Raw genomic sequence first — 20413 nt, 5'->3', positions numbered from 1 at the left:
AAACCCTTCATAGACGCCCCCATGTCCGAAGCCTTCGAAGTCCCCAGCCCCCACGAAAAACACGTCGAACACGCCACCGAACATGCCCACCGCAGCGGAGACAATTTCGCCAGCCGCATCGCCGTGATGACCGCCATCATGGCCACCGTTGGCGCCATGCTCAGCTACCAGGCCGGCTCCACCGAAAGCGAAGCGGCGATGGACAAAAACAACGCCGCCATCTTCAAGACCGAAGCCGCCAACCAGTGGAACTACTACCAGGCCAAATCCAGCCGGCAGAACCTCGCCGAGCTGGCGACCCATATTCCGGGGGTTGACGCCAAGCACTACACCGATGAGATCGAGCGTTATAAAACCCAGAAGGAAGACGTGCGCAAACAGGCCGAAAAGCTTGAAGCCACGTCGAAGGAATGGGATGAAAAGTCAGAGCAGGCATTGCATCAACATCACCGCTGGGCACAGGCGATGACCGCGATTCAGATCGCGATTTCGCTGGCGGCGATTACCTTGCTGACAAGGAAGGAATGGTTGAAGCGCATGGCGTATACCGCCGGTGGTGTGAGTGTGGTGTTGGGTGGGATGGCGTGGTTGCATATTTAGGTTCCATCCTGCCATCGCTATATAGTAAAACGCATAACGCCTGACACTATAAAGCCGAGGAAAAGCCGGTGACCGCACAATCATCCAAGGAAGCTGTGGGCGTCGCCTACAGCATCGACTCAATGCGCTACGCCCAGGCCATGACTTGGCGCGCCATCGAAGCTCTGTCCAAACTCATCCGCCCCGGCATGCTCGAATCCGAAGCCCGCGAGCTCGGCAAAAAAGTCCTCGCCGACCTCGACATGCAGCGCATCTGGCACCCCCTGCTGGTGCGCTTTGGCGCCAACACCCTCAAGACCTTCAAGGAACGCTCCGACGGCGACCCGGTGCTGGGGGAAAACGACATCTACTTCATCGACATGGGCGCCGTGTGGCAAGGCCATGAAGGTGATGCGGGGGCGACATTCAGCACCGGTAACGACCCCGAGCTGAAGGCGTGTGCGAGCGCGGCAAAAGAGTTGTTTGATCGGGTTGAGCGGCGCTGGAGGAACGATAAAGTCGTCGGCCTGGAGCTGTATCGTTTTGCCGAAGAGCAAGCGAAGGCAATGGGTTGGGTGCTGAACCTGGACATCAAAGGGCACCGCGTCAGCGATTTCCCCCATGCGATTTATCGTGGCGGTGATCTTGGGGATTTTGACCAGTATCCCAATGAAGGGCTGTGGATTCTGGAGATACAGATCGCGCACCCGAGCGGGGCTTATGGTGCGTTTTACGAAGATTTGCTGGCTTAACTTTTCAAGGAATAAAGATGGAACGCTCGACCGAATTTCCCGTGCTGTTGTTTTCCTACGGCACGTTGCAGGACAAGGCTGTGCAGTTGGCCAACTTTGGTCGGGAGTTGGTAGGCCAGCAGGATGCGATGCTGGGGTATTCGACAAGCTGGGTAGAGATTACCGATCCCGAGGTGTTGGCTGCGAGTGGCAAGACCCATCATCCGATTGTTTCGCCGAGCGGGCGGAATGAGGACAGTGTTGAGGGGATGGTGTTTCAGATTACCGAGCAGGAGCTGGCGGCGGCGGATGCGTATGAGGTGTCGGACTATAAGCGGGTTTCGGTGGGGCTGGCTTCGGGGTTGACGGCTTGGGTGTATGTGCAGGCTTGAGAGCGTGCAGTTGATCAATCGGAGTGATTTCCTACAGATCAATCGGAAAGCATGCCCTGCCGGGTTTGTGAGGTGGAGCATATAGTTCGCCGGTCGCGTACATGGCGACCGGGTTTGGCGACTCGACTACTAAGACGGCAGAAGCTTCCCGGCTAATTTGCGGGATGCTCCTGCGCGCAATAAGCTACCCAATGGTAGCTGTGCGTGGGAGACCTTCGGGTCTGCCGGCATTGTCCGTCTTGTTCCGGTTCGCCAACCCGCGTACGGCTGCCACCTTTTGTTTGGCGACAAATGTGTGGCTGCTCTCCTCCATTAAGAGAACGGACATCACATATGAACCAATACATGGCCCTCACCAGCAACGATTGCGAGACACCTGCCCTTTTTGTAGATACCACTGCGCCGCTGGACGTTTTGCTGGACGCTGCTGGGTATCGAATTCGTGCTGTTACTCAAGTTCTTGAAAATCTGGCACTGCGTGCGGAAATCAGCAGCGATACGGTTGTGCTCAGTGACTTTTCGCTACTGTGCTCGATTCCGTTGCGCGATGGTTGTGATTTGCTGGATGTTATAGGTCGGCGTATGGCCACGCAGTGTTCCTAAACCCATTGGCTTAATTTTCCTTAGCACAACCACATATTCAAACCCCAGAAACCACAAAACCCCTGATTTCTCTCGAAATCAGGGGTTTTGTTTACATCGAATTTGGCGGTGAAGGAGAGATTCGAAAGTACCCGCACCCTCGATCGCTCAGCCGAGGCCCCGGAATACAAGGGCTCCAGCGGTGCCGGTTGCGCGAAAGCGTTCCCACGCCATTCCCACGGACCTCAGATTGCACCGAGTTACGCGTGCGCATCACACGTGTAGGGGGCTGAGATTCGAAATCTAGAGGGGGGCAGAAAAAAGAGTAACATAAGTAATCTTGACCGTTTTTCACGCTCAACACATTGAAATTAAAGGACTTTGTGTTTCGGCCAAAAGGTAATCTTTAAGTAATATTGAAGTAATCTGATTACTCTTTATAAACGTAATTCTCACTCTTATAAAAAACCTTTAAAAACAATAGGTTGAAAAATAATTACCTTTTCAATTACTTCTTTGTTACTCCTTTTTGTAATACCGAACCCCACGGAATACGCGGCCTCCAGCCCAATACCTATACGTGGTTACTGAAATTACTCTTTTTGAAATACCCCCCCTCCTACCGCTATAGCAAAGCTTCCAGTCCTTTCGAAGAAATACCCACCTGGTGCAGGGTTCCGCAGGGTTCTGACACCCCCAAAACGCCTACCAAGCACCCAGCCTGGGCCGTCGCGGGGGAGCTGCAGAAGTGCAGAAAAAGTGACCCATTTAGCCCGCAGGCGAGGTGGGGGGACGACGGCGCGCGCCAGGTGATGAAGCACGTCACAGCCCTACATGTAGCACGTCAACTCCCCGAATTGCGCCACTGGCCCAACCTCCTACAGCTCGTCGCCCAAAATCCCACAACCTGTCAACCTCGATTACTGTATGCACATACAGCATTTGGAGCTACACCCCGTGAACATCGACGAAGAAACCTGCGGGTGGCTTGGCATCCCCACGCCTCTCGAAATGCACAAACAGCACGCCCGCCTACTGGAGAATGAGATCCAGGAACTGAACCTGCAGCTGCGCAAAGCGAGGGAGGACATTCATGGCTTGGTGCAAATGCTGGCTGAGGCCGAGGCAGTCAAGACGCAGTTCCGGGGATACCTCGCCGAGAGAAGTACTGAAGCCGCCGCAATGCGCAAACAGATCAACGACCTGACGACCTCATCAAGAGCTGACAAGAAACGCGCGGATCAGCTGAAAGAGCTGCTCGATGGCCTCGTCACTCGACCAAAAACCATCGTCTAAGCTCAGGTTTCAGATTGAAGGCCCAACCATGTGCGGAAGACTTTCCCAGTACAGCGGCATCCACGACTTCGTTGCGGCGCTGAGCATGCCCAATGCACTGGCGAACTCGGTCGGTGAATTGCCACTCGAGCGCTACAACGTCGCCCCGACAACCCAAGTCGCCCTGCTCCACCTGCGGGGCGACATGCTGCACGCCGACTTGGTGCGCTGGGGATGGCGGCCGCACTGGGCCAAAGATCGCGCGGCGCCAATCAATGCACGCGTGGAGAAAGTGGCCCACAGCCCGTTCTTCCGCGCGATCTGGCCGCACCGGGCAATCACACCCGTAGACAACTGGTTTGAGTGGGTCGACGATGGCGGCCCGAAGAAGCAGCCCTACCTGATCCGCCGGCGGGATGGCGCGCCAGTGCTGTGCGCAGCCATCGGCCAACTGCCCGACAACGATGAAGGCCCGGGCGAGCATGACGGCTTCGTGATCATCACCGCGGACAGCGCCGGCGGCATGGTGGACATTCACGACCGGCGGCCAGTGGTACTGACGCCGGACCTGGCCCGGGAATGGTTGGACCCGGCCACGCCCAAGGAGCGTGCCGAGCAGATGGTGTTGCACCAGGGCGAACCGGCCGAGGCCTTTGAATGGTTCAAGGTCAGCACCGCCGTGGGCAACGTGAGAAACAAGGAAGCCAGTTTGATTCGGCCAGAGCCCTAGAACAGCCCACCCAATGCCGCTGGCTCCCAATTCATGATCACAAGCTCCCCGCTGACCTTAGCCTTCCACGGCCGCTGATCAGCAGTGCTGTATCAAATGTCCACCGCTTCAAAGTGCCCCCCCTCAAACACGTCGGATATCAGGGTGGTCGTTGATGCACCGCCACCTTGCCCTTTAACCACCGTATGAAGTCGGCCATCCGCTTATAGTTTTCACAGGGGAAGTCCACGTCATAACCTCCGGTCGGCCATTAAGGAGGGTTCATGTGGTTTATCAAGAAGAAAATTTCCGAGCCCATCGGCGTCGAAATCTCCCCCCCCAAAAAAATGCAGATGCAACGAAGCCGGCCCCACGTACTGGCGGGCCGGCTCCGAGGTATTACTTGGTCGCTGTTTTGTAGATCAGGACCATCAGGTATGTGGCTTTCAGCACATAGCAAGCTTGGACCAGTATCGCAGTTTCGATTATAAACATCGTCGAGAACGCCTCTTCCAGTGGATGAACCTGCGCCGTAGCCCAGGACCTCTGGTGGAAACCGAACTCCCCGACGGATCATTTGATCACCAAAAATCTTGTCAATTGAGTTGACATAGTGACTGGCCGTGTCTATTATTTGTTTACCAAGACGAAATAACAGAGTGGAGTAATTCGCTCTACACACATTGATACTAGTATGGCATCACATTTCATGTTTTGTCAATACGTGTTCGCTTTAATTTCAAGAAAGTCAATACCGTTTGTCGCTTAGCAAAAGAAGCCGCCTATAAGGCGGCTTTTGCATATCTGTTGCTGTTCTGAGCCTACTGCTGAGCCGGGACTTCATCGGTCCGGTTGGAGCGCTTGCCGTGTTCGAGTGTTTCAGTGTCGAACGAATGTTGACGCACCGGTTCGTCGCCTCGTTTGCTGCGCGGGGGTACTACTTCCCCCCCGTTGGAAGCTCAAATTCCTTGAAGCTGACAACCTCCTCACCCAGCCACTCGTTTACCTGGGCCAGCCTCGCCTGCAACGGCTCCAGCTCGTTGACCGCCCAAACCTCAGCAGCCTCCCGCAACGACCCAAAACCGCCCGCGTTCTGCGGCACGATGCCCATCAACTGCGGTGGAATGCGTAACGCCGCGAGCAAGTCGTCGCGGCTGATGTTCTTGATCGAGCTGAATTCGTCCTTGGCAGCGACCTCACTCACCGGGATGAGCTGAATGCCGTCCTTCTTCCCGGCCGGCGCGTACACGAACAAATTTCGAAAGTTGCCTGGCCCTTTCGAGTTCTTCAGCGCGGTGCGCAGTGAGTCGATGTCCTCCTCCTTCTGCGCCGCGTCGGTCATGTACAGGATGAAACCGGCGTGGCTGCCGTTGTTGTAGTACTTGCGTCGGAACAGCGTGGCACTCTCGTTGAGCAGTGCGCTTTGCAGCGCAGCCAGCCACTCCGGGAGGCCGTAGATTTCCTGGTTGATATCGGCCTCGCGCAAGTGACAGATCGAACCGGGGGCAAATTCGTGCTCGTCCTTCCAGCCACGCACCTGGTAATAGGTCTCCATGTCCACACCCCGGCGCATGTACTTCGCCAGTGGGGGCAACAGGCCCATGGTGTTGCGGAGCATGTTGTTGCGCTTTTCCAGGTAGCAGTTGCCACACCAGAGCCAGTCCAGGGCGAACTGCTCAAAGGCCTGGCGGCTTAGCAGCCGGTGAGGAACGAACGTTCGGGCGAGCATGTTGCGCTTGAAGTTCAGCCCCGACTGTAGGTACACGCTGGCACGGGTCGTTTTCGCCAGGCCGTCCATGGACATCGGTGTTTCAAACCAACGCCCATTGGCCCAGCACTCCAGGTAGTCGAGGATCTCCCGGCTATCCAGCACGGGAGCGGGATCACCGAAAGTGAACGCTTCAACCGGCCCGGACTCAGGCGGCAGCAAGTCCCCTTCAACGGGTGGCTGAGCGGTGGCCAGCTGGGTTCCGCGCTTACGTCTGCTCATCAGTAGGACTCCATAAATCCGGTATTCGCCGTGGTCTGCCCTTCAAGGGGTTCGTTGTGCAGTGCGTGGAACAGCGCCCACGCCAGGTCGGCATGGCCCGTCTCGTCTGTGCGACCGGCCGTGTAAGTGAACATGCGCCCGGAGGCGGTGATTGTTTTGCGGATAGCCATCAATGACTGCGCCATATCGGTCCAGCCTGCATCGAACTCAAGACGGCCGTTTTTGATGACGTCGTAAGCCTTCAGCACCAGGCGGGTTTTGACTTCGGGCGAGTAGCTGAACGTGGTGATGTTCGGGAAGAACTGCTTCACCAGCTGCGCCACGCCAGAGCCCATGCCGGTGATATCAATCCCGATGTAGGTCACCCAGTAGCGTCTGGTGACCTGGCGAATGGCTTCAGCCTGGGCCGCAAAGTCCATGCCCCGGAATTGGTGTTTTTCCAGCACTCTGAACTTGCCGCCAGGCACCATGGGCGGGCCGATCACCACCAACCCTGCGCTGTCACCATTCTCTGCTGGGTCGTAACCCACCCAGACCTGACGATCCCCGAAAGGCCGTGCGGCAAACGGTTTGTAGTCCTCGGCCCAAAGGTCCCAACTGTCCACCATGCACGGCTGCAACATCGCAAGCGGGAATATGCTCGCCCCGTCGTCGATGAACTGGCACATCAGCAGGTTCTGGAACGCCTCGGCGTCGTACTCCTGGCGCAGCTCGTCGAGGTCGAACAGGTCGCAGCCACGGTCCTCCGCGTCGAGGATGGTGACGATCTGCCGCCAGACCCGGTCCTCACACAGCCGCCCCTGCTGCAGGGCGTCATGGGAGACGTCGATTTTTACCCTTTGCGCCGCCGGTTTGCCCTTGTTGAACCGCTCGCCCGTCCAGAACGTATAGGCCTCGTGCGCCATGCTGGAAGGCGTCGAAAAGTAGGTCCGGCGGTACTGCTTCTGCATCGCCATGCCGCTGGCGACCTTGTTCAGTTCCTTGAACTTGAACGTCCAGAAGAATTCGTCGAAGTAGAAATTGCCGTGGTAGCCCTGCGCGGTTCGGGCGTTGGTGCCCAGGAAATGCAGCTCCGCACCATTCCCCAAAATGATCGGATCGCCCGTCAGCTCGACACCCACCACCTCGCGGGCAAAGGCCTGGATGTAGGCCTTGAAGATATGCGCCTGGTTTTTTGAGGCCGACAGAAATATCTGGTTGCGACCAGTCGTCAGCGCATCGATCAGCGCTTCGCGAGCGAAGTAGTACGTCGCGCCGATCTGCCGTGACTTGAGGATCGCCCGGGTTCGCTGGTTACCCGCTTTGTACCAATCCAACTGATAACCGAAACAGCCATCAATGAACGCCTCAGTCAGCTTTTCGATGTGTTCTTCGTCGAACTCGTTGCGCTTCGGCGCTTTCTTCGGCCCATCGTTGCGCTTGGCCAGGTTCGGATTCAGCTCGGTTTCGGTACCGCCGTCGTTGAAACGCTGAATGCGGGCTTGCCGCTCCAGTTGACGGTGCAACAGGTCAATTTCCTTGTAGTCCGATCCTGACTTGGGGTCCTTGAGGATCAACTGCACCAGGCGAGCTTCGGTCGCCGCCTGGATACGCTCCAAAGGTGTCGCCCGGTCCCATTCGTCGCGGGCCTTCCAGCTGTGCAGGGTCTTTTCTTTCTCCCCAATCAGCTCGGCGATCTCGCACACGCGATAGCCCTGCCAATACAGGTGCTTGGCATGGCGGCGGTGATCAGTGGGCAATTCGACGATGGCATTCATGGCGCAGATGCTGCCGCCCGCGCGCGTACAGTTCTCGCTCCGGTCCTTGTAGTCCCTCGATCTACAACAGCGCCTCGTTGCCCGTCGCGCTCGCGCTCAACAACATGCGCTCATCGCCAAGGCACACAGCCACCGCTCTGAGGATCCACGCATGGCCGGCAAAACCGACAACCCAGGCAAAAAACAGCTCTCTAAGTTCTTCCGCGTCGCCGTCGAAGGCGCCACCACTGACGGTCGCCAGATCGAACGGCAATGGCTGGTCGATGCCGCCGAGACCTACAGCCAGAACACCTACGGTGCGCGGGTATGGATCGAGCATATGCGCAGCCTGCTGCCCGATAGCCCATTCCGTGCTTACGGCGATGTGGTCGCACTGAAGACCGAAGAAGTCGAAATTGCCGGCGCCAAAAAGCTCGCCCTGTTTGCCCGGATTGAACCGACCGCCGACCTGATCACGATGAACAAGGCACGGCAAAAAATGTACACCAGCATCGAGATTCGTCCGAAGTTCGCCGACACCGGGCGGGCCTACTTGGACGGCATCGCGGTTACCGATACCCCGGCTAGCCTGGGCACTGAGATGCTGACTTTCAGCGCTCAACACCCGGACATGAACCCACTGGCAGCCCGTAAGCGCGATCCTGGCAACCTGTTTTCCGAAGCGGTCGAGATCGAACTTGAATTCGAAGAAGTTGAGGACGAAAGCGGAAAGGTCACGGGCCTGTTCACCCGCGTTCTCGAACTCCTCGGCAAGAGCAAGGACAAGGAAGGCAAGGACGCCGCTCTATTCACTGAACTCGGCGAGGCCGTCGAGGCCATGGCCGAGCATGTCGCCAGTCAGGGCGAAACCTTCACCGCCGAAAAGTCCGCCCGCGAAAAATTGCAGGTCGCCCACGACAAGCTGTCCGCCGACTTCACGGCGCTGGTTGCCCAGCTCGAAAAAACCCCGGACACCACCGGACAAAAACCGCAGTACTCCGTTCGCCCGCCGGCTACGGGCGGTGACGGCGCGCTCGTCACCGACTGCTGATCCACCACACGGACAACACCCCGCCAAGGAACATCGGAGAACACCATGCGTAACGATACCCGCGTCCTGTACAACGCCTACCTGCAACAACTCGCGCAGCTGCACGGCGTGAGCGACGTCACCACCAAATTTACCGCCGCACCGAGCGTGGCCCAGACCCTGGAAACCCGTATCCAGGAGTCCAGCGCCTTCCTCAGCGCCATCAATGTGTTTGGCGTGTCCGAGCAGTCGGGTGAAAAAATCGGCATCGGTATCGACGGCACCATCGCCAGCACCACCGACACAACCGTCAAGGACCGCGAGCCGCGCGACCCGAGCGGACTGGACAACCGTGGGTACGTCTGCACCCAGACCAACTTCGACACCGGCATCCGTTACCAGAAACTGGATCAGTGGGCCAAGTTCAAGGACTTCCAGGCGCGTATTCGCGACGCCATCATCAAGGCCCAGGCACTCAACCGGATCATGATCGGCTGGAACGGCACCAGTCGTGCCGCCACCTCCAACCCGACGCTCAACCAACTGTTGCAGGACGTCAACGTTGGCTGGCTTGAGAAAATGCGCCTGGAAAACCCTGCTCGTGTGATGAAGGAAGTCATCGACGGCAGCGGAAAGATCCAGATCGGCGCCGGCAAGGACTTCGAAAACATCGACGCCCTGGTCGTGAGCATGGTCAACGAGTTCATCGAGCCCTGGTATCAGGAAGACACTGACCTGGTGGTGATCTGCGGTCGCCAACTGTTGGCCGACAAGTACTTCCCGATCATCAACAAAACCCAGGCGCCGACCGAAATGCTCGCGGCCGATATCGTCACCAGCCAGAAACGTATCGGTAACTTGCCCGCAGTGCGCGTGCCGCACTTCCCGCCCAACGGCCTGCTGGTGACCCGCCTCGACAACCTGTCGATCTACTGGCAGGAAAACACCCGGCGCCGCACCGTTGTCGACAACGCCAAACGCGACCGCATCGAGAACTTCGAATCGGTCAACGAAAGCTATGTGATTGAAGACCTGGGCTGCGCTGCCATGGCCGAAAACATCACTCTGAGCTGAGGACGGCAACCATGACCAATCCTTGCCGCCGCCACTTCCAGCGCGTCACAGCAGCCGTTGCAGCGGCTGCCGTGGCCGGTCCCGAGATGACCATGGGAGGCGCATCCGTTTACGAACTGCACCTCGCCAAGCTCCAGCAGGACTATCTGCGCCTGAAACAGGTGCAATCGACCGAAGGCAAGGCGGAACTGAAACGGCAGTTGCTGCCGGAGTACGTCCCCTATGTGGAAGGTGTTCTCGCTGAAGGCAAAGGCGCCCAGGACCAGGTGCTGACCACGCTGATGGTCTGGCGCATGGACGCCGCGGACTTTGCCGGCGCCCTGGACATTGCGGAATACGTTATCCACCACGCGTTGCTGATGCCTGACCGCTTCGAACGCACCACCGGCACCATCGTCGCGGAAGAAATCGCCGAAGTGGCACTGAAAGCGCAGAAGGCCGGTGGAACCTTTGACCTGGATCTGCTGCTACGTACCGAGCAGATCGCAGGTGACGAGGACATGCCTGATCAGGCCAAGGCCAAGCTGCACCTGGCACTGGGCAAGGCCTATGCCGAGAAAGTTTCCGACGAGGATCCAGCAGAAAACCGCCTGATTGTCCTCGGCACTCTGGAGTCCGCCAAAACTCACTTGGCCCGCGCCATCGAGCTGAACACCAGCTGCGGCGGCAAGAAGGATCTGGAGCGCGTTGAGCGCCTCCTCAAAAAATTCGCTGCTCCCAGCAGCTAACCGAGCGTCCCCACGCACCCCGCCGGCTCGGGGCGGATCGGCCAGGCCGCTCCTCCTGAACGTGAAGCCCCGACCACCGGCGACCCATTTTTGAGTGCTGTTCCATGAGCGCATTTGTAGCCAGCGGCCCAGTCACCGGCGGTCACATCAACACTGACCCGTTCTGGCCGTCAATCGACCTTGAGCAGCTCCGTGCCACTCTACGCATCGACAACAGCGTCACCCCCGCTCGCCTGGAAACGGCCGTCATCGCTGCAGCGATCAATCTCAATCGCGAGCTGAAGTTGTGGAAGGCACAACAACTGGCTGCCGGTTACACCACGCTGGCCGACGTCCCTGACGACAAGATCAACGATGTATCGGTCCAGGCTCACCTGTACCGGCGTGCGATCGAGGCCGGTACCGGCGCCGAAGTCTGCGAGCGGTACCGCGACTACAGCGCAACCAATACAGGCAACGATAAAGCCGAAGATGTCGCCCCGACCATCGACGACTACCGCCGCGATCTGCGCTGGGCTGTCCGTGACTTTCTCGGCATCAGCCGCACCACCGTGGAGCTGATCTGATGCCTGTCGCCGTCCGCGCCAACCAGAACGACACCGTCGACGCCCTCTGCTGGCGCCACTACGGCCGCACTGCAGGCGTCACCGAGGCAGTACTTGAAGCGAACCCAGGCCTGGCCGACCACGGCCCAACCCTGCCGCAAGGCCTTGTCGTCAACATGCCCGAAGTCCAAACCAGCGCGCCCCAGCGGCAGATGGTGAACCTATGGGACTGACACCGCAGCACCAAGCCCTTGAACCCACCAACCCTGGACAACGGAATGAAGCGCATGCCTGACCGTCCCGACACCTGGGCCTGGCTCGCCGCCTGGCTCGAACAGAACTGGCCGACTCTTTACGCCGGAGTCCTCGCCCTGATCATCGCCGCCCTGCGAATCATGTACGGCGGCGGCACCCTACGCCGCATGGTGGTCGAGGCTCCGCTGTGCGGATCCTTGGCACTGGCCGCCAGCCATGGCTTGGCGCTGCTGGGCATCCCGACCTCCACCGCGCCATTTTTCGGCGGGGTAATCGGCCTGCTCGGCGTTGAAGGCACCCGCGCTGCGGCCAAGAGGTTTTTCAACCGAAAGGTAGAGCAACTATGACCACCCTTCGCCACGGTGACCGCTCGCAAGCGGTGCTGATGCTGCAAAAGAGTCTCAACAAGAACGGTGCCAACGTCGTGCCGGACGGTGACTATGGCGACGCCACAGAAACCGCCGTCCGCGCGTACCAGGTCAAAATGGGCCTGGTCGCCGACGGCGTCGCCGGCACCAAGACTCAAGCCAGTCTTGCCGGTAGCGACTGTACCCAACTGCTACGCAACAACGACCTGGTGGTCGCTGCCGAACGTCTCGGCGTACCGCTGGCGAGCATCTACGCGGTGAATGAAGTGGAATCCAAGGGCAAGGGCTTTCTCGACAACGGGAAGCCGGTGATCCTGTTCGAACGCCACATCATGTACCGCCAGCTCGCCACGGCTCGAAACGCGGGCGATGACCCGGCCGAACTCAAGCGTCACGCTGACCAACTAGCCACCGCCAACCCCGCCCTGGTGAACCCAAAGCCTGGCGGATACATCGGCGGTACCGCCGAGCACCAACGCCTGGCCATGGCCCGCCTGATCGATGACACCGCCGCCTTGGAGTCGGCTTCCTGGGGTGCCTTCCAGATCATGGGGTTCCACTGGAAACGCCTCGGTTATGCCAGCGTGCAGGGCTTTGTGGCGGCAATGAGTGCCGGCGAATCACAGCAGTTCGACGCCTTCACCCGCTTTATCGAGACCGATCCAGTGCTAAACAAGGCCCTGAAAGCCCGCAAGTGGGCCGAGTTCGCCAAGCTCTACAACGGGCCGGACTATCTGCGAAATCTCTACGACACCAAGCTCCAGCGCGCCTACGAACGGCACGCGGGCTGCGAGTGTGGGCAAGGGGTGGCGTCATGATCGACTTCGACGCAATAGAAAAACTGCGGGTGCAGGACGGTGACCTGCTGGTGGTACCTGAGTCGACCGAACAGGACGACATGCAGTTGTTGGGCGAAGCCATCCAGATGATGAATGGCGCCAGGGCTGTGATCGTGCGCGGCCCGATCAAGCAGTTCGACACCGCCGCCATGAACAAGCTTGGCTGGTACCGCGCGTGAGCACCCTGCGCCAGTCTCTTTATGGCCTCGCCCTGTTGGGTGTCCTAGTGCTGGTGATCTGGGGCCAGCAACAGCGCATTAATGCCGCAGAGAACAAGACCAAGCTTGCAGCAAAGGAAGCCAGGGATGCCCGGAAGGACGCTGACCGCAACCTGGAAACCGCCAACACCCTCACCGCCACCCTGAACCAGGAGCGCGACGCCCAGAGCACCCTGCGCGTCCAACAGGATCAACTGCGCCAGGGGCTGGCGAAACGCGAGCGAACCATAGAGGACCTTAAACGTGAAAACGCCGAACTACGGAACTGGGCTGATCAGCCTTTGCCTGACGCTGCTCGCCGGTTGCGCGAGCGCCCCGCCCTCATCGGCGCCGCAGCTTACCGTGACTGGCTGTCCGGCCGTGGTGCCGTGCCAACTACCGGCGACCAGCCCGCGCAATAACGGGGACCAATTGACCGATCAGGACCGCACCGAAGCTGCCTGGGCTGATTGCGCCGCCCAGGTCGACATGGTCTACAAACACCAGCAGGCCCAACCATGAACAAGCCCGAAAGCCTGCGCGCCCACCTGCTGGCCACCGTTGCCGAGTTCAAACACAACCCCGACCGCCTGCTGATATTCATCGACAACGGCAGGGTTCGTTGCACCGCCGCCCATACCCTGTCGTTTGAATACAGCTTTGACCTGCAGATAATCCTCACCGAATTCGCCGGCCACCCCGACAGCGTGATCCTGCCGATCCTGGGCTGGCTCAGCGTCAACCAGTCCGAGCTGCTGGAAAACCTCGACAAGGTCAAAGACGGCATCCAGTTCGAAGCCGACATCCTCGACAAGGACAAAGTGGACCTCAGCATCACCCTGCCGCTGACAGAGCGGGTAGTCGTTGGCAACGATGACCAGGGCAACACCACCGTCAAACACCCGAACGAACCTCAGCGCGTGGCGGGTTATCTCGATCCGAACTGGAAGCCCGGGGCACAGGGCAACACCAGTGAATGGATAGTGCCTGATGGCCAGTAACCTGGAAGCAATGGAGACGTGGGCGGCGGTGCTGCTGGCACGGCTGGAGCCTGGGGAGCGAAGCAAACTTGCACGGAGCATTGGGCAAGAGCTGCGCCGCAGTCAGCAGAAGCGCGTGATGGCACAAGAAAACCCGGACGGGAGCAAATACGCCCCTCGCAAAAAACGCGACCTGCGAGGGAAACAGGGGCGGGTGCGCCGAAAGTTGGCGATGTTCAAAAAGCTGCGAACCGCCAGATACCTGAAAGTCCGAGGCGATAGCACCTCTATTGCGGTTGGTTTTACCGGGCGGGTTGCCCGAATTGCAAGAGTTCACCAGTACGGTCTGAAAGACCGTGCGGAACGCGGAGCACCGGACACACGTTACGAAAAACGCGAGGTATTGGGATGGAGTGATGAAAGTCTAGAGTTGGTTCGGGACGCGTTAATTACTCACCTTACCCACTAGAAACAAGCTAGTTTTAAGCTTCCGAGATGAAAAATAGGAAGTCAGTCGTGACGAGCAAATACACTCCAGAAGAAAAGAAAAAGCTAGTAGAGCTGTTAGGCGAGTTGACAGAGCCGCACATATCGGCCTTTTCAGATGCGTTTCAGCGGTTCGGGCAATGGCTACAAAACGTAAACAAACAGTACGTCCCGCTGGCAGAAAGCTTTTCAAAGGTTAACTGGAAGGAAGTTAGAGAACGACTCGACGGAATGCAAGAACGGTCAAGTAAGACCATGGATATAGCAGCCAATCAAGGTTGGTTTTTCAATTGGCAAGACTCACTTCAAAATACATTAAAACTGATTGATGACATTGAGTCTGCAGAAGATAGCGAGATCGATGAAATTTTAGAACAGTACTACGACGAAAATCTCGACTGGTTTACGTCAACATTATGCAGTAGCTATCCAGCGAGGAAGCGTGTAATCGAAGCTGCTGTGAATGCACACAAGAGAAATGATGACGAGGGTTTCATTCTAAGTATTCCGGTCTTTTTGGCCCAAGCTGACGGACTATTCTGGGAGATCTCCGGTATACCCTCACCGATGAGCAAGGTAAGAGGGGGCGGAGCGCTTACAGGAAGCAATTGGATAAAGGATAAAATCGGAAATAATCAAAGAGCCAACAACCTATTAAGTCCATTTTTCAAGCTACATGATATAGACTTATTAAAAAGTCAAAGCAAACGAAATAAAGATTCCGCAGAAGATGGAAAAATCTTCAACGCACTCAACCGACATCAAGTTCTCCACGGTGAGGTTTCGAATTACGGCACGAAAATTAACAGCCTAAAAGCTTTCTCACTGGTTATTTTTATTGGGCTACACCTCCCTGATATTTTAAAGAGAATATCTTCAGACCAAGAAAGTCCAGAGTCGTTGTAATCCGCGTCAATACAACTTCTGTTGGCTGCACTCCCACGCGCATGGCGCCACCATCGGCGCTATGAACGACTTCGCCGCCCTCTCCCGCATGCTCGAAAACCTCATCCGCTTTGGCGTCATCGCCGCCGTGCAGATGAAGCCCCCGCGCGTGAAGGTAAAAACCGGTGAACTGACCACCGCTTGGCTACCCTGGCTGGCTCTCCGCGCCGGGTCTGACCGCGAGTGGGACCCACCCACCCTGGACGAACAGGTGATGCTGTTTAGCCCATCCGGCCAGCTCGCCAACGGCGTTGTCCTTACCGGTCTGCCCTGCGACAACATCCCGGCCAACGGCGACCGCGCCGGCCTGCACCGCCGCACCTACGCCGACGGCGCGGTGATCGAGTACGACAGCGTCGCCCACCACCTGAATGCCACCCTGCCCGACAGTGGCACCACCAGCATCGTCAGTAAGGGCGGGATCAATATCATCGGTCCTATAAATCACCAGGGCGACTACAACCAAACCGGCAACCAGAACGTGGTCGGCCTTGTGACCGTCTCCAAAGATGTAGTCGCCGCCGGCATCAGCGTGGTCAACCACCCCCATGGCGGTGTGATGCCAGGCAACGGCAAGACGGGGAAACCAGAATGAACCGACAAACCGGCGGCGCCATCGGCACTCTGGACCACATCACCCAGTCCATGACCGACATCCTCACCACCCGCATCGGTACCCGGGTGATGCGCCGAGAGTACGGCAGCTTGCTGCCCGAGCTGGTGGACCACCCATTCAACGACGTCACCCGCTTGCGGGTGTACTCGGGCGCAGTCATGGCGCTGATGCGCTGGGAACCGCGGATCAGCCTCAGCCGCATTCAGTTCGTCGGCGCAAATCTGCAAGGCCAGTCCGTGCTGGACGTGGAAGGCAGTGTCGTCGACAGCAACGAGTCGTTCAGCCTGAGCATCCCGCTGCAACTGGGAGGCAGCGTATGAACTCCTTTGCCGCGATTGACCTCAGCCAGCTCCCGGCGCCGCAGATCGTCGAGCAGATCGATTACGAGTTGATCCTCGCCGAGCGCAAGGCCTACATGATCAGCCTGTGGCCGATCGAGGAACAAAGCGAAATTGCTGCCCGCCTCGAAATGGAATCGGAGCCGCTGACCAAGCTGCTGGAAGAAAACGCTTACCGCGAAACCATCTGGCGCCAGAGGGTCAACGAGGCCTCAATTGCCAACCTGCTGGCCCTGGCCCAAGGTCCCGATCTGGACCAATTGGCGGGCAACTTCAACGTCACGCGCCTGGTAGTCCAGGAAGCCAAGCCGCTGGCAAACCCGCCCGTAGCGCGGTTGATGGAGAGCGACGACAGCTTGCGCGAGCGGGCACAAATGTCCTGGGAAGGGCTGAGCACCGCCGGGCCACGCAACAGTTACATCTTCCATGCCCGAGGCGCGGACGGCCGGGTTGCCGACGCCACAGCTGAAAGTCCATCCCCTGCCGTGGCGGTGGTCACCGTGCAATCACTCCTGGGTGATGGCACAGCACCCGCCGACCTGCTCGCCATCGTCAAGACGTACCTGAGCGACGATGACCGCCGCCCAGTGGCAGACCGCCTTACCGTCCAGGGCGCGCAGATCATCCGCTACCAGGTCAAAGCCAAGCTGTACCTGTTAACCAGTGGTCCCGAGTCGGAGCCGATTCTGGCGGCAGCGGAGCAGCGCTTGCTGGCCTATGTCAGCCAGCGTCGGCGCCTGGGAATGGAAGTGTCGGAGTCGGCTGTTCACGCCGCGCTGCATGTCGAAGGTGTGCGCAAAGTTGAACTTGAAAATTGGATCGACATCGTCGCCACAAAAGCCCAGGCGCCCTACTGCATCGGAGTCACCGTGACCCGAGGAGCCGAGTAATGGGCGCCCAGCACCTGCTGCCCGGAAACTCCACGTCGCTTGAGCGCCAAGCTGCGCAGGCACTCGCGCAAATTCAGCGGGTCCCCATCCCACTGCGACAGCTGTGCAACCCGAACACCTGCCCTGTGCCGCTGCTGCCTTACCTGGCCTGGGCCTTTTCCGTCGACCGCTGGGATAGCAATTGGACGGAAGCCACCAAGCGCGCAGCCATTCGTTCATCCCGCTACATCCATGCGCACAAGGGGACCATCGGTGCCCTACGCCGCGTGGTCGAGCCTCTGGGTTACCTGATCGAGGTGATGGAGTGGTGGCAGACCGCGCCAGAGGGTGCACCCGGCACCTTTGCCTTGAAGGTCGGCGTGCTCGACACCGGTATCACCGAAGAAATGTACCTGGAGCTAACGTGGCTGATTGATGACGCCAAGCCCGTTACCCGCCACCTGACAGGCCTGGCAATTAGCCTGGAAAGCACCGGCACGGTGTTTATCGGTGCCTGTGTCACCGACGGCGATGAAATTGACGTGTACCCGCCAACGCAACGCGACATCGAGGTTAGCGGCTACGTCCGCCTGGGTGGTCGTGAACACAATATCGACACCATGGACATTTACCCATGACAGACCAAAACAGCCAGTTTTTCGCCATTCTTACCGCCGTTGGTAAAGCCAAACAGGCCAATGCCAGCGCCTTGGGCGTTCCTTGGACCTTCTCGCAGATGGGCGTCGGCGATGCTAACGGCGCCGATCCGATCCCTAGCGAGCAACAAACAAAACTGATCCATGAGAACCGCCGGGCTCCGCTGAATCAGGTGACGGTGGACCCCGCAAACGCAAACATCATCATCGCCGAACAGGTTATTCCTGAAAATGTCGGCGGCTGGTGGATTCGAGAAATCGGGCTCTACGATGCTGCCGGCGATCTGGTTGCTGTGGCGAACTGTGCGCCGAGCTTCAAGCCCTTACTGACTCAGGGTTCAGGACGGACCCAGGTCATCCGTATGAACCTGATCGTAAGCAACACCGCCAACATCGAGTTGAAAATTGACCCGAGCGTAGTGTTGGCTACTCGCGCCTATGTCGACTCCACCATCACCACGATATTTCCCCCCAACAAAGCCGTTGGCACATACACCAAGGTGCAGATCAACAGCCGGGGCATAGTGGTTGCGGGTTCAAACCCGACAACGTTGGGCGGCTACGGAATTACTGACGCACTGAGTAATACCGGCGGTGACGTCACCGGCAACATTGGCCTGATCAATGCCCGTAGCATCACAACCGTTGCTACGGACTCGGACAGCTGGGCGGGAGGGCTCCATGCGGTATCTCGGGAATCGAGAGCTATCCTGTCGGGCTTCGGCGCCTGGGGCAAAAGGGATACTGTACACACGGTCTACATGGGGCTAAGCAGCGCGCCTTGGGAATATGGCTACGGTATAAGGGTAAAAGCGGATGGTGTGTACATCTCGGGGCCGATAACCGGCAACGGTGCAGGCTTGAGCGGCATTCCCTGGAATGGCCTCACCGGCACCCCGACAACGCTTGCTGCGGCCGGGATCACAGACGCACTGTCGATTAATGGAGGTACCCTTAAAGGCAATGTCCAACTGACCGAGAACAGCAGATTCTACATTTCCCCCGGAAATTCGCTCTCATGGGGATTGGGAATGTTCGCCGGGGTTCCTGGATCGATTAAGGGGGGCGTTGGCTTTTGGGGCGGAGCTGACGGTGTGTTCAAGACTGCATTTCTGGGGCTTGGAACTGATCCATGGTCCAGCGGACCGGGTATCCGGGTCACATCGGAAGGCACCGTACTGATCACCGGCACTATCTACGGCAACGGCGCAGGCTTGAACTCCATACCTTTTGCCGGACTGACAGGCCTGCCGACTACATTAGCTGGCTACGGCATCACCGCTGCGGGCCAAACGGAAGCCGAGCAGGGCTCTGACACAACCAAACCAATGACGGCGCTACGGGTCTGGCAGGCAATCGCTGCCAAAGTAGTGCAGGCGACAACAAGCATTGCTGGTATCGCTCGTATCGCCTCGCAGACAGCTGTCAACAGCGGCACTGAACCTTCGACGATAGTCACTCCATTGACGCTCGCCACGCGCTTGGCCGCGTTGTGGCAAGCCGCCCAAGAAGGCGTGCTGGGCGTTGTACAACTCGCCACGCAACCGGAGGTCAATGCTGGGACCGACGACACAAAAGCCGTGACGCCCAAAAAGCTGCGCGCGGGTGTTTCATGGGTGCTTGGCGCCAATGGCTACATTGCGATGCCAACCTGGCTGGGCGGCTGGATTTTGCAATGGGGGTTAGCGGTCGGGGTTGGACAGGCGACCAACAGCGGTACATCGCAAGGCCCTGGTCGTGACGTGTCTCTTTCCGTGACGTTCCCGACCGAAATCATGTGGGTGGGCGCCTGCATGGCCTTTACGACGATGATCACCGGGGCAGCATTTGCGCCTGGAGCAGGGTACGTATCGAGGTCAGTGATCCGCGTTCAGAACAACTACACCCAGTCAGCAGGCGACATCGCTTGGCTGGCGCTTGGCCGATAAAGAGGTACACCTATGGCAGCGTTTTACAGCCCATCAGAGCGTGGTTTTTTCGACACGGCGCTCAATAGTAAAAAGCAGATTCCGACAGATGCGATTGCGGTCACCGAGCCGCAGCGAACGGAGCTGCTGGCAGGGATATCGAGCGGTTTGCTCGCGCAAGTGTCCGAGGATGGTTCGCTTGAGCTGGTCGAACCGCCGGTTGATCTCGATGCCGTGGCTTTGGCCGAACGCGCTTGGCGTGATGGAGTACTGACGTCTGCGGCATGGCTGCGTGACCGGCACCGCGATCAGCTGGAAATTGGCGCGCCGACAACGCTCACCGCCGAGCAATTCGGAGGGCTGTTGGTGTTCATGCAGGCACTGCGCGACTGGCCGCAATCGCCGGAATTCCCGGATAGCACGCATCGCCCTATCGCGCCCACTTGGCTTGATGAGCAGGTTCAATAACAACCATCGAAAGGTGGCGCGCCTTGTAGCGTGTCCACCTACAACGTCCACCACTCGCCGAACTGCCGCGCGCGCGGCAGCCTGTGCACTGTCATTCCATCACAGCGCAGGCATCCAC

Annotated in this window: 26 protein-coding genes and 2 pseudogenes; 25 read left to right on the top strand and 3 right to left on the bottom strand. The window is 58.6% G+C overall.

The annotated features are described in order from the left end of the window. Positions 1 to 21: 21 nt before the first annotated feature. From HX824_RS13125 to HX824_RS13100, 6 genes are all read left to right on the top strand, one after another. Complete coding sequence (locus HX824_RS13125) at positions 22 to 600, top strand: DUF4337 domain-containing protein (RefSeq protein WP_008434886.1); 579 nt, start codon at positions 22 to 24, stop codon at positions 598 to 600. A 68-nt stretch (positions 601 to 668) separates the two neighbouring features. Next, positions 669 to 1331 (top strand): M24 family metallopeptidase, encoded by a 663-nt coding sequence (locus HX824_RS13120; protein ID WP_102606416.1) that lies wholly within the window; start codon positions 669 to 671, stop codon positions 1329 to 1331. A gap of 17 nt (positions 1332 to 1348) precedes the next feature. Beyond that, the gene (locus tag HX824_RS13115; RefSeq protein WP_008434891.1) at positions 1349 to 1702 is read left to right on the top strand and encodes a gamma-glutamylcyclotransferase family protein; all 354 of its coding nucleotides are present in this window, start codon (positions 1349 to 1351) and stop codon (positions 1700 to 1702) included. Between the two features lie 333 nt (positions 1703 to 2035). Beyond that, positions 2036 to 2305, top strand: a complete 270-nt coding sequence (locus HX824_RS13110) for a hypothetical protein (protein WP_004371186.1) — start codon at positions 2036 to 2038, stop codon at positions 2303 to 2305. A gap of 936 nt (positions 2306 to 3241) precedes the next feature. After that, the gene (locus HX824_RS13105; RefSeq protein WP_177054651.1) at positions 3242 to 3580 is read left to right on the top strand and encodes a hypothetical protein; all 339 of its coding nucleotides are present in this window, start codon (positions 3242 to 3244) and stop codon (positions 3578 to 3580) included. 28 nt (positions 3581 to 3608) lie between these two features. Beyond that, complete coding sequence (locus HX824_RS13100) at positions 3609 to 4289, top strand: SOS response-associated peptidase (RefSeq protein ID WP_177054650.1); 681 nt, start codon at positions 3609 to 3611, stop codon at positions 4287 to 4289. Here HX824_RS13100 and HX824_RS13095 read toward each other — a convergent pair. From HX824_RS13095 to HX824_RS13085, 3 genes and pseudogenes are all read right to left on the bottom strand, one after another. Then, positions 4286 to 4539, bottom strand: a pseudogene (locus tag HX824_RS13095) (DNA adenine methylase); the annotation flags it as partial. The gene HX824_RS13100 and the pseudogene HX824_RS13095 sit on opposite strands and share 4 nt — an antisense overlap. A gap of 666 nt (positions 4540 to 5205) precedes the next feature. Beyond that, positions 5206 to 6258 carry a phage portal protein gene (locus HX824_RS13090; RefSeq protein ID WP_017477265.1) on the bottom strand — a complete coding sequence of 351 codons (1053 nt, stop codon included), beginning with the start codon at positions 6256 to 6258 and terminating at the stop codon, positions 5206 to 5208. Next, positions 6258 to 8015: a terminase ATPase subunit family protein gene (locus tag HX824_RS13085; RefSeq protein ID WP_177026833.1), complete on the bottom strand. Its 1758-nt coding sequence runs from the start codon at positions 8013 to 8015 to the stop codon at positions 6258 to 6260. The genes HX824_RS13090 and HX824_RS13085 overlap by 1 nt, the downstream gene beginning before the upstream one ends. A gap of 151 nt (positions 8016 to 8166) precedes the next feature. Here HX824_RS13085 and HX824_RS13080 point away from each other — a divergent pair, with 151 nt between their 5' ends. The 19 genes and pseudogenes from HX824_RS13080 (at position 8167) to HX824_RS12995 (ending at position 20295) form a co-directional block, all read left to right on the top strand. Beyond that, on the top strand, positions 8167 to 9045 hold the full coding sequence (locus HX824_RS13080; protein ID WP_177054649.1) for a GPO family capsid scaffolding protein: 879 nt from the start codon (positions 8167 to 8169) through the stop codon (positions 9043 to 9045). A 45-nt stretch (positions 9046 to 9090) separates the two neighbouring features. After that, positions 9091 to 10098, top strand: coding sequence for a phage major capsid protein, P2 family (locus HX824_RS13075; protein ID WP_177054648.1), 1008 nt, complete (start codon positions 9091 to 9093; stop codon positions 10096 to 10098). A gap of 11 nt (positions 10099 to 10109) precedes the next feature. Then, complete coding sequence (locus HX824_RS13070) at positions 10110 to 10826, top strand: terminase endonuclease subunit (RefSeq protein WP_177054647.1); 717 nt, start codon at positions 10110 to 10112, stop codon at positions 10824 to 10826. A gap of 104 nt (positions 10827 to 10930) precedes the next feature. Then, positions 10931 to 11392, top strand: a complete 462-nt coding sequence (locus HX824_RS13065) for a head completion/stabilization protein (RefSeq protein WP_177036295.1) — start codon at positions 10931 to 10933, stop codon at positions 11390 to 11392. Further along, on the top strand, positions 11392 to 11604 hold the full coding sequence (locus tag HX824_RS13060; RefSeq protein WP_177054646.1) for a tail protein X: 213 nt from the start codon (positions 11392 to 11394) through the stop codon (positions 11602 to 11604). The genes HX824_RS13065 and HX824_RS13060 overlap by 1 nt, the downstream gene beginning before the upstream one ends. Positions 11605 to 11649: 45 nt before the next feature. Then, complete coding sequence (locus tag HX824_RS13055; RefSeq protein ID WP_017477258.1) at positions 11650 to 11973, top strand: phage holin, lambda family; 324 nt, start codon at positions 11650 to 11652, stop codon at positions 11971 to 11973. Then, positions 11970 to 12812 carry an N-acetylmuramidase family protein gene (locus HX824_RS13050; RefSeq protein ID WP_177054645.1) on the top strand — a complete coding sequence of 281 codons (843 nt, stop codon included), beginning with the start codon at positions 11970 to 11972 and terminating at the stop codon, positions 12810 to 12812. The genes HX824_RS13055 and HX824_RS13050 overlap by 4 nt, the downstream gene beginning before the upstream one ends. Next, positions 12809 to 13012, top strand: coding sequence for a hypothetical protein (locus tag HX824_RS13045; RefSeq protein WP_177054644.1), 204 nt, complete (start codon positions 12809 to 12811; stop codon positions 13010 to 13012). Before HX824_RS13050 ends, HX824_RS13045 begins: the two co-directional genes overlap by 4 nt. Beyond that, positions 13009 to 13452 carry an Rz-like lysis system protein LysB gene (gene lysB / locus HX824_RS32585; protein ID WP_177054643.1) on the top strand — a complete coding sequence of 148 codons (444 nt, stop codon included), beginning with the start codon at positions 13009 to 13011 and terminating at the stop codon, positions 13450 to 13452. The genes HX824_RS13045 and lysB overlap by 4 nt, the downstream gene beginning before the upstream one ends. Continuing rightward, a pseudogene (gene lysC / locus HX824_RS32435) lies at positions 13367 to 13552 on the top strand (Rz1-like lysis system protein LysC); the annotation flags it as partial. The gene lysB and the pseudogene lysC, both read left to right, overlap by 86 nt. Further along, positions 13549 to 14031 carry a phage tail protein gene (locus tag HX824_RS13035; RefSeq protein ID WP_177054642.1) on the top strand — a complete coding sequence of 161 codons (483 nt, stop codon included), beginning with the start codon at positions 13549 to 13551 and terminating at the stop codon, positions 14029 to 14031. The pseudogene lysC and the gene HX824_RS13035, both read left to right, overlap by 4 nt. Next, positions 14021 to 14479 carry a phage virion morphogenesis protein gene (locus HX824_RS13030; protein ID WP_177054641.1) on the top strand — a complete coding sequence of 153 codons (459 nt, stop codon included), beginning with the start codon at positions 14021 to 14023 and terminating at the stop codon, positions 14477 to 14479. Before HX824_RS13035 ends, HX824_RS13030 begins: the two co-directional genes overlap by 11 nt. 47 nt (positions 14480 to 14526) lie before the next feature. Further along, complete coding sequence (locus tag HX824_RS13025) at positions 14527 to 15402, top strand: hypothetical protein (protein ID WP_177054640.1); 876 nt, start codon at positions 14527 to 14529, stop codon at positions 15400 to 15402. A gap of 61 nt (positions 15403 to 15463) precedes the next feature. Continuing rightward, the gene (locus HX824_RS13020) at positions 15464 to 16036 is read left to right on the top strand and encodes a phage baseplate assembly protein V (protein WP_177054639.1); all 573 of its coding nucleotides are present in this window, start codon (positions 15464 to 15466) and stop codon (positions 16034 to 16036) included. After that, complete coding sequence (locus HX824_RS13015; RefSeq protein ID WP_123478822.1) at positions 16033 to 16377, top strand: GPW/gp25 family protein; 345 nt, start codon at positions 16033 to 16035, stop codon at positions 16375 to 16377. The genes HX824_RS13020 and HX824_RS13015 overlap by 4 nt, the downstream gene beginning before the upstream one ends. Continuing rightward, positions 16374 to 17285 carry a baseplate J/gp47 family protein gene (locus HX824_RS13010; RefSeq protein WP_177054638.1) on the top strand — a complete coding sequence of 304 codons (912 nt, stop codon included), beginning with the start codon at positions 16374 to 16376 and terminating at the stop codon, positions 17283 to 17285. The genes HX824_RS13015 and HX824_RS13010 overlap by 4 nt, the downstream gene beginning before the upstream one ends. Further along, on the top strand, positions 17285 to 17902 hold the full coding sequence (locus tag HX824_RS13005; protein WP_177054637.1) for a phage tail protein I: 618 nt from the start codon (positions 17285 to 17287) through the stop codon (positions 17900 to 17902). Before HX824_RS13010 ends, HX824_RS13005 begins: the two co-directional genes overlap by 1 nt. Continuing rightward, positions 17899 to 19848, top strand: a complete 1950-nt coding sequence (locus HX824_RS32580; RefSeq protein ID WP_256346996.1) for a phage tail protein — start codon at positions 17899 to 17901, stop codon at positions 19846 to 19848. Before HX824_RS13005 ends, HX824_RS32580 begins: the two co-directional genes overlap by 4 nt. Before the next feature lie 12 nt (positions 19849 to 19860). Then, on the top strand, positions 19861 to 20295 hold the full coding sequence (locus tag HX824_RS12995) for a phage tail assembly chaperone (RefSeq protein WP_177054636.1): 435 nt from the start codon (positions 19861 to 19863) through the stop codon (positions 20293 to 20295). The last annotated feature ends 118 nt before the right edge of the window (positions 20296 to 20413 follow it).

The sequence above is a fragment of the Pseudomonas sp. D4002 genome, from assembly GCF_013385665.1.
Lineage (GTDB): Bacteria > Pseudomonadota > Gammaproteobacteria > Pseudomonadales > Pseudomonadaceae > Aquipseudomonas.
The sequence above is the reverse complement of the archived record's forward strand: the minus strand, read 5'-3'. Positions and strand labels throughout refer to the sequence as shown.

What these genes read in the sequence shown, in the direction of transcription:
- HX824_RS13125 (WP_008434886.1), top strand. Translation starts at nt 22, where the DNA reads ATGTCCGAAGCCTTCGAAGTCCCCAGCCCCCACGAAAAACACGTCGAA.
- HX824_RS13115 (WP_008434891.1), top strand. Translation starts at nt 1,349, where the DNA reads ATGGAACGCTCGACCGAATTTCCCGTGCTGTTGTTTTCCTACGGCACG.
- HX824_RS13110 (WP_004371186.1), top strand. Translation starts at nt 2,036, where the DNA reads ATGAACCAATACATGGCCCTCACCAGCAACGATTGCGAGACACCTGCC.
- HX824_RS13100 (WP_177054650.1), top strand. Translation starts at nt 3,609, where the DNA reads ATGTGCGGAAGACTTTCCCAGTACAGCGGCATCCACGACTTCGTTGCG.
- HX824_RS13090 (WP_017477265.1), bottom strand. Translation starts at nt 6,258, where the DNA reads ATGAGCAGACGTAAGCGCGGAACCCAGCTGGCCACCGCTCAGCCACCC.
- HX824_RS13085 (WP_177026833.1), bottom strand. Translation starts at nt 8,015, where the DNA reads ATGAATGCCATCGTCGAATTGCCCACTGATCACCGCCGCCATGCCAAG.
- HX824_RS13080 (WP_177054649.1), top strand. Translation starts at nt 8,167, where the DNA reads ATGGCCGGCAAAACCGACAACCCAGGCAAAAAACAGCTCTCTAAGTTC.
- HX824_RS13075 (WP_177054648.1), top strand. Translation starts at nt 9,091, where the DNA reads ATGCGTAACGATACCCGCGTCCTGTACAACGCCTACCTGCAACAACTC.
- HX824_RS13070 (WP_177054647.1), top strand. Translation starts at nt 10,110, where the DNA reads ATGACCAATCCTTGCCGCCGCCACTTCCAGCGCGTCACAGCAGCCGTT.
- HX824_RS13065 (WP_177036295.1), top strand. Translation starts at nt 10,931, where the DNA reads ATGAGCGCATTTGTAGCCAGCGGCCCAGTCACCGGCGGTCACATCAAC.
- HX824_RS13060 (WP_177054646.1), top strand. Translation starts at nt 11,392, where the DNA reads ATGCCTGTCGCCGTCCGCGCCAACCAGAACGACACCGTCGACGCCCTC.
- HX824_RS13055 (WP_017477258.1), top strand. Translation starts at nt 11,650, where the DNA reads ATGAAGCGCATGCCTGACCGTCCCGACACCTGGGCCTGGCTCGCCGCC.
- HX824_RS13050 (WP_177054645.1), top strand. Translation starts at nt 11,970, where the DNA reads ATGACCACCCTTCGCCACGGTGACCGCTCGCAAGCGGTGCTGATGCTG.
- HX824_RS13045 (WP_177054644.1), top strand. Translation starts at nt 12,809, where the DNA reads ATGATCGACTTCGACGCAATAGAAAAACTGCGGGTGCAGGACGGTGAC.
- HX824_RS13035 (WP_177054642.1), top strand. Translation starts at nt 13,549, where the DNA reads ATGAACAAGCCCGAAAGCCTGCGCGCCCACCTGCTGGCCACCGTTGCC.
- HX824_RS13030 (WP_177054641.1), top strand. Translation starts at nt 14,021, where the DNA reads ATGGCCAGTAACCTGGAAGCAATGGAGACGTGGGCGGCGGTGCTGCTG.
- HX824_RS13020 (WP_177054639.1), top strand. Translation starts at nt 15,464, where the DNA reads ATGAACGACTTCGCCGCCCTCTCCCGCATGCTCGAAAACCTCATCCGC.
- HX824_RS13015 (WP_123478822.1), top strand. Translation starts at nt 16,033, where the DNA reads ATGAACCGACAAACCGGCGGCGCCATCGGCACTCTGGACCACATCACC.
- HX824_RS13010 (WP_177054638.1), top strand. Translation starts at nt 16,374, where the DNA reads ATGAACTCCTTTGCCGCGATTGACCTCAGCCAGCTCCCGGCGCCGCAG.
- HX824_RS13005 (WP_177054637.1), top strand. Translation starts at nt 17,285, where the DNA reads ATGGGCGCCCAGCACCTGCTGCCCGGAAACTCCACGTCGCTTGAGCGC.
- HX824_RS32580 (WP_256346996.1), top strand. Translation starts at nt 17,899, where the DNA reads ATGACAGACCAAAACAGCCAGTTTTTCGCCATTCTTACCGCCGTTGGT.
- HX824_RS12995 (WP_177054636.1), top strand. Translation starts at nt 19,861, where the DNA reads ATGGCAGCGTTTTACAGCCCATCAGAGCGTGGTTTTTTCGACACGGCG.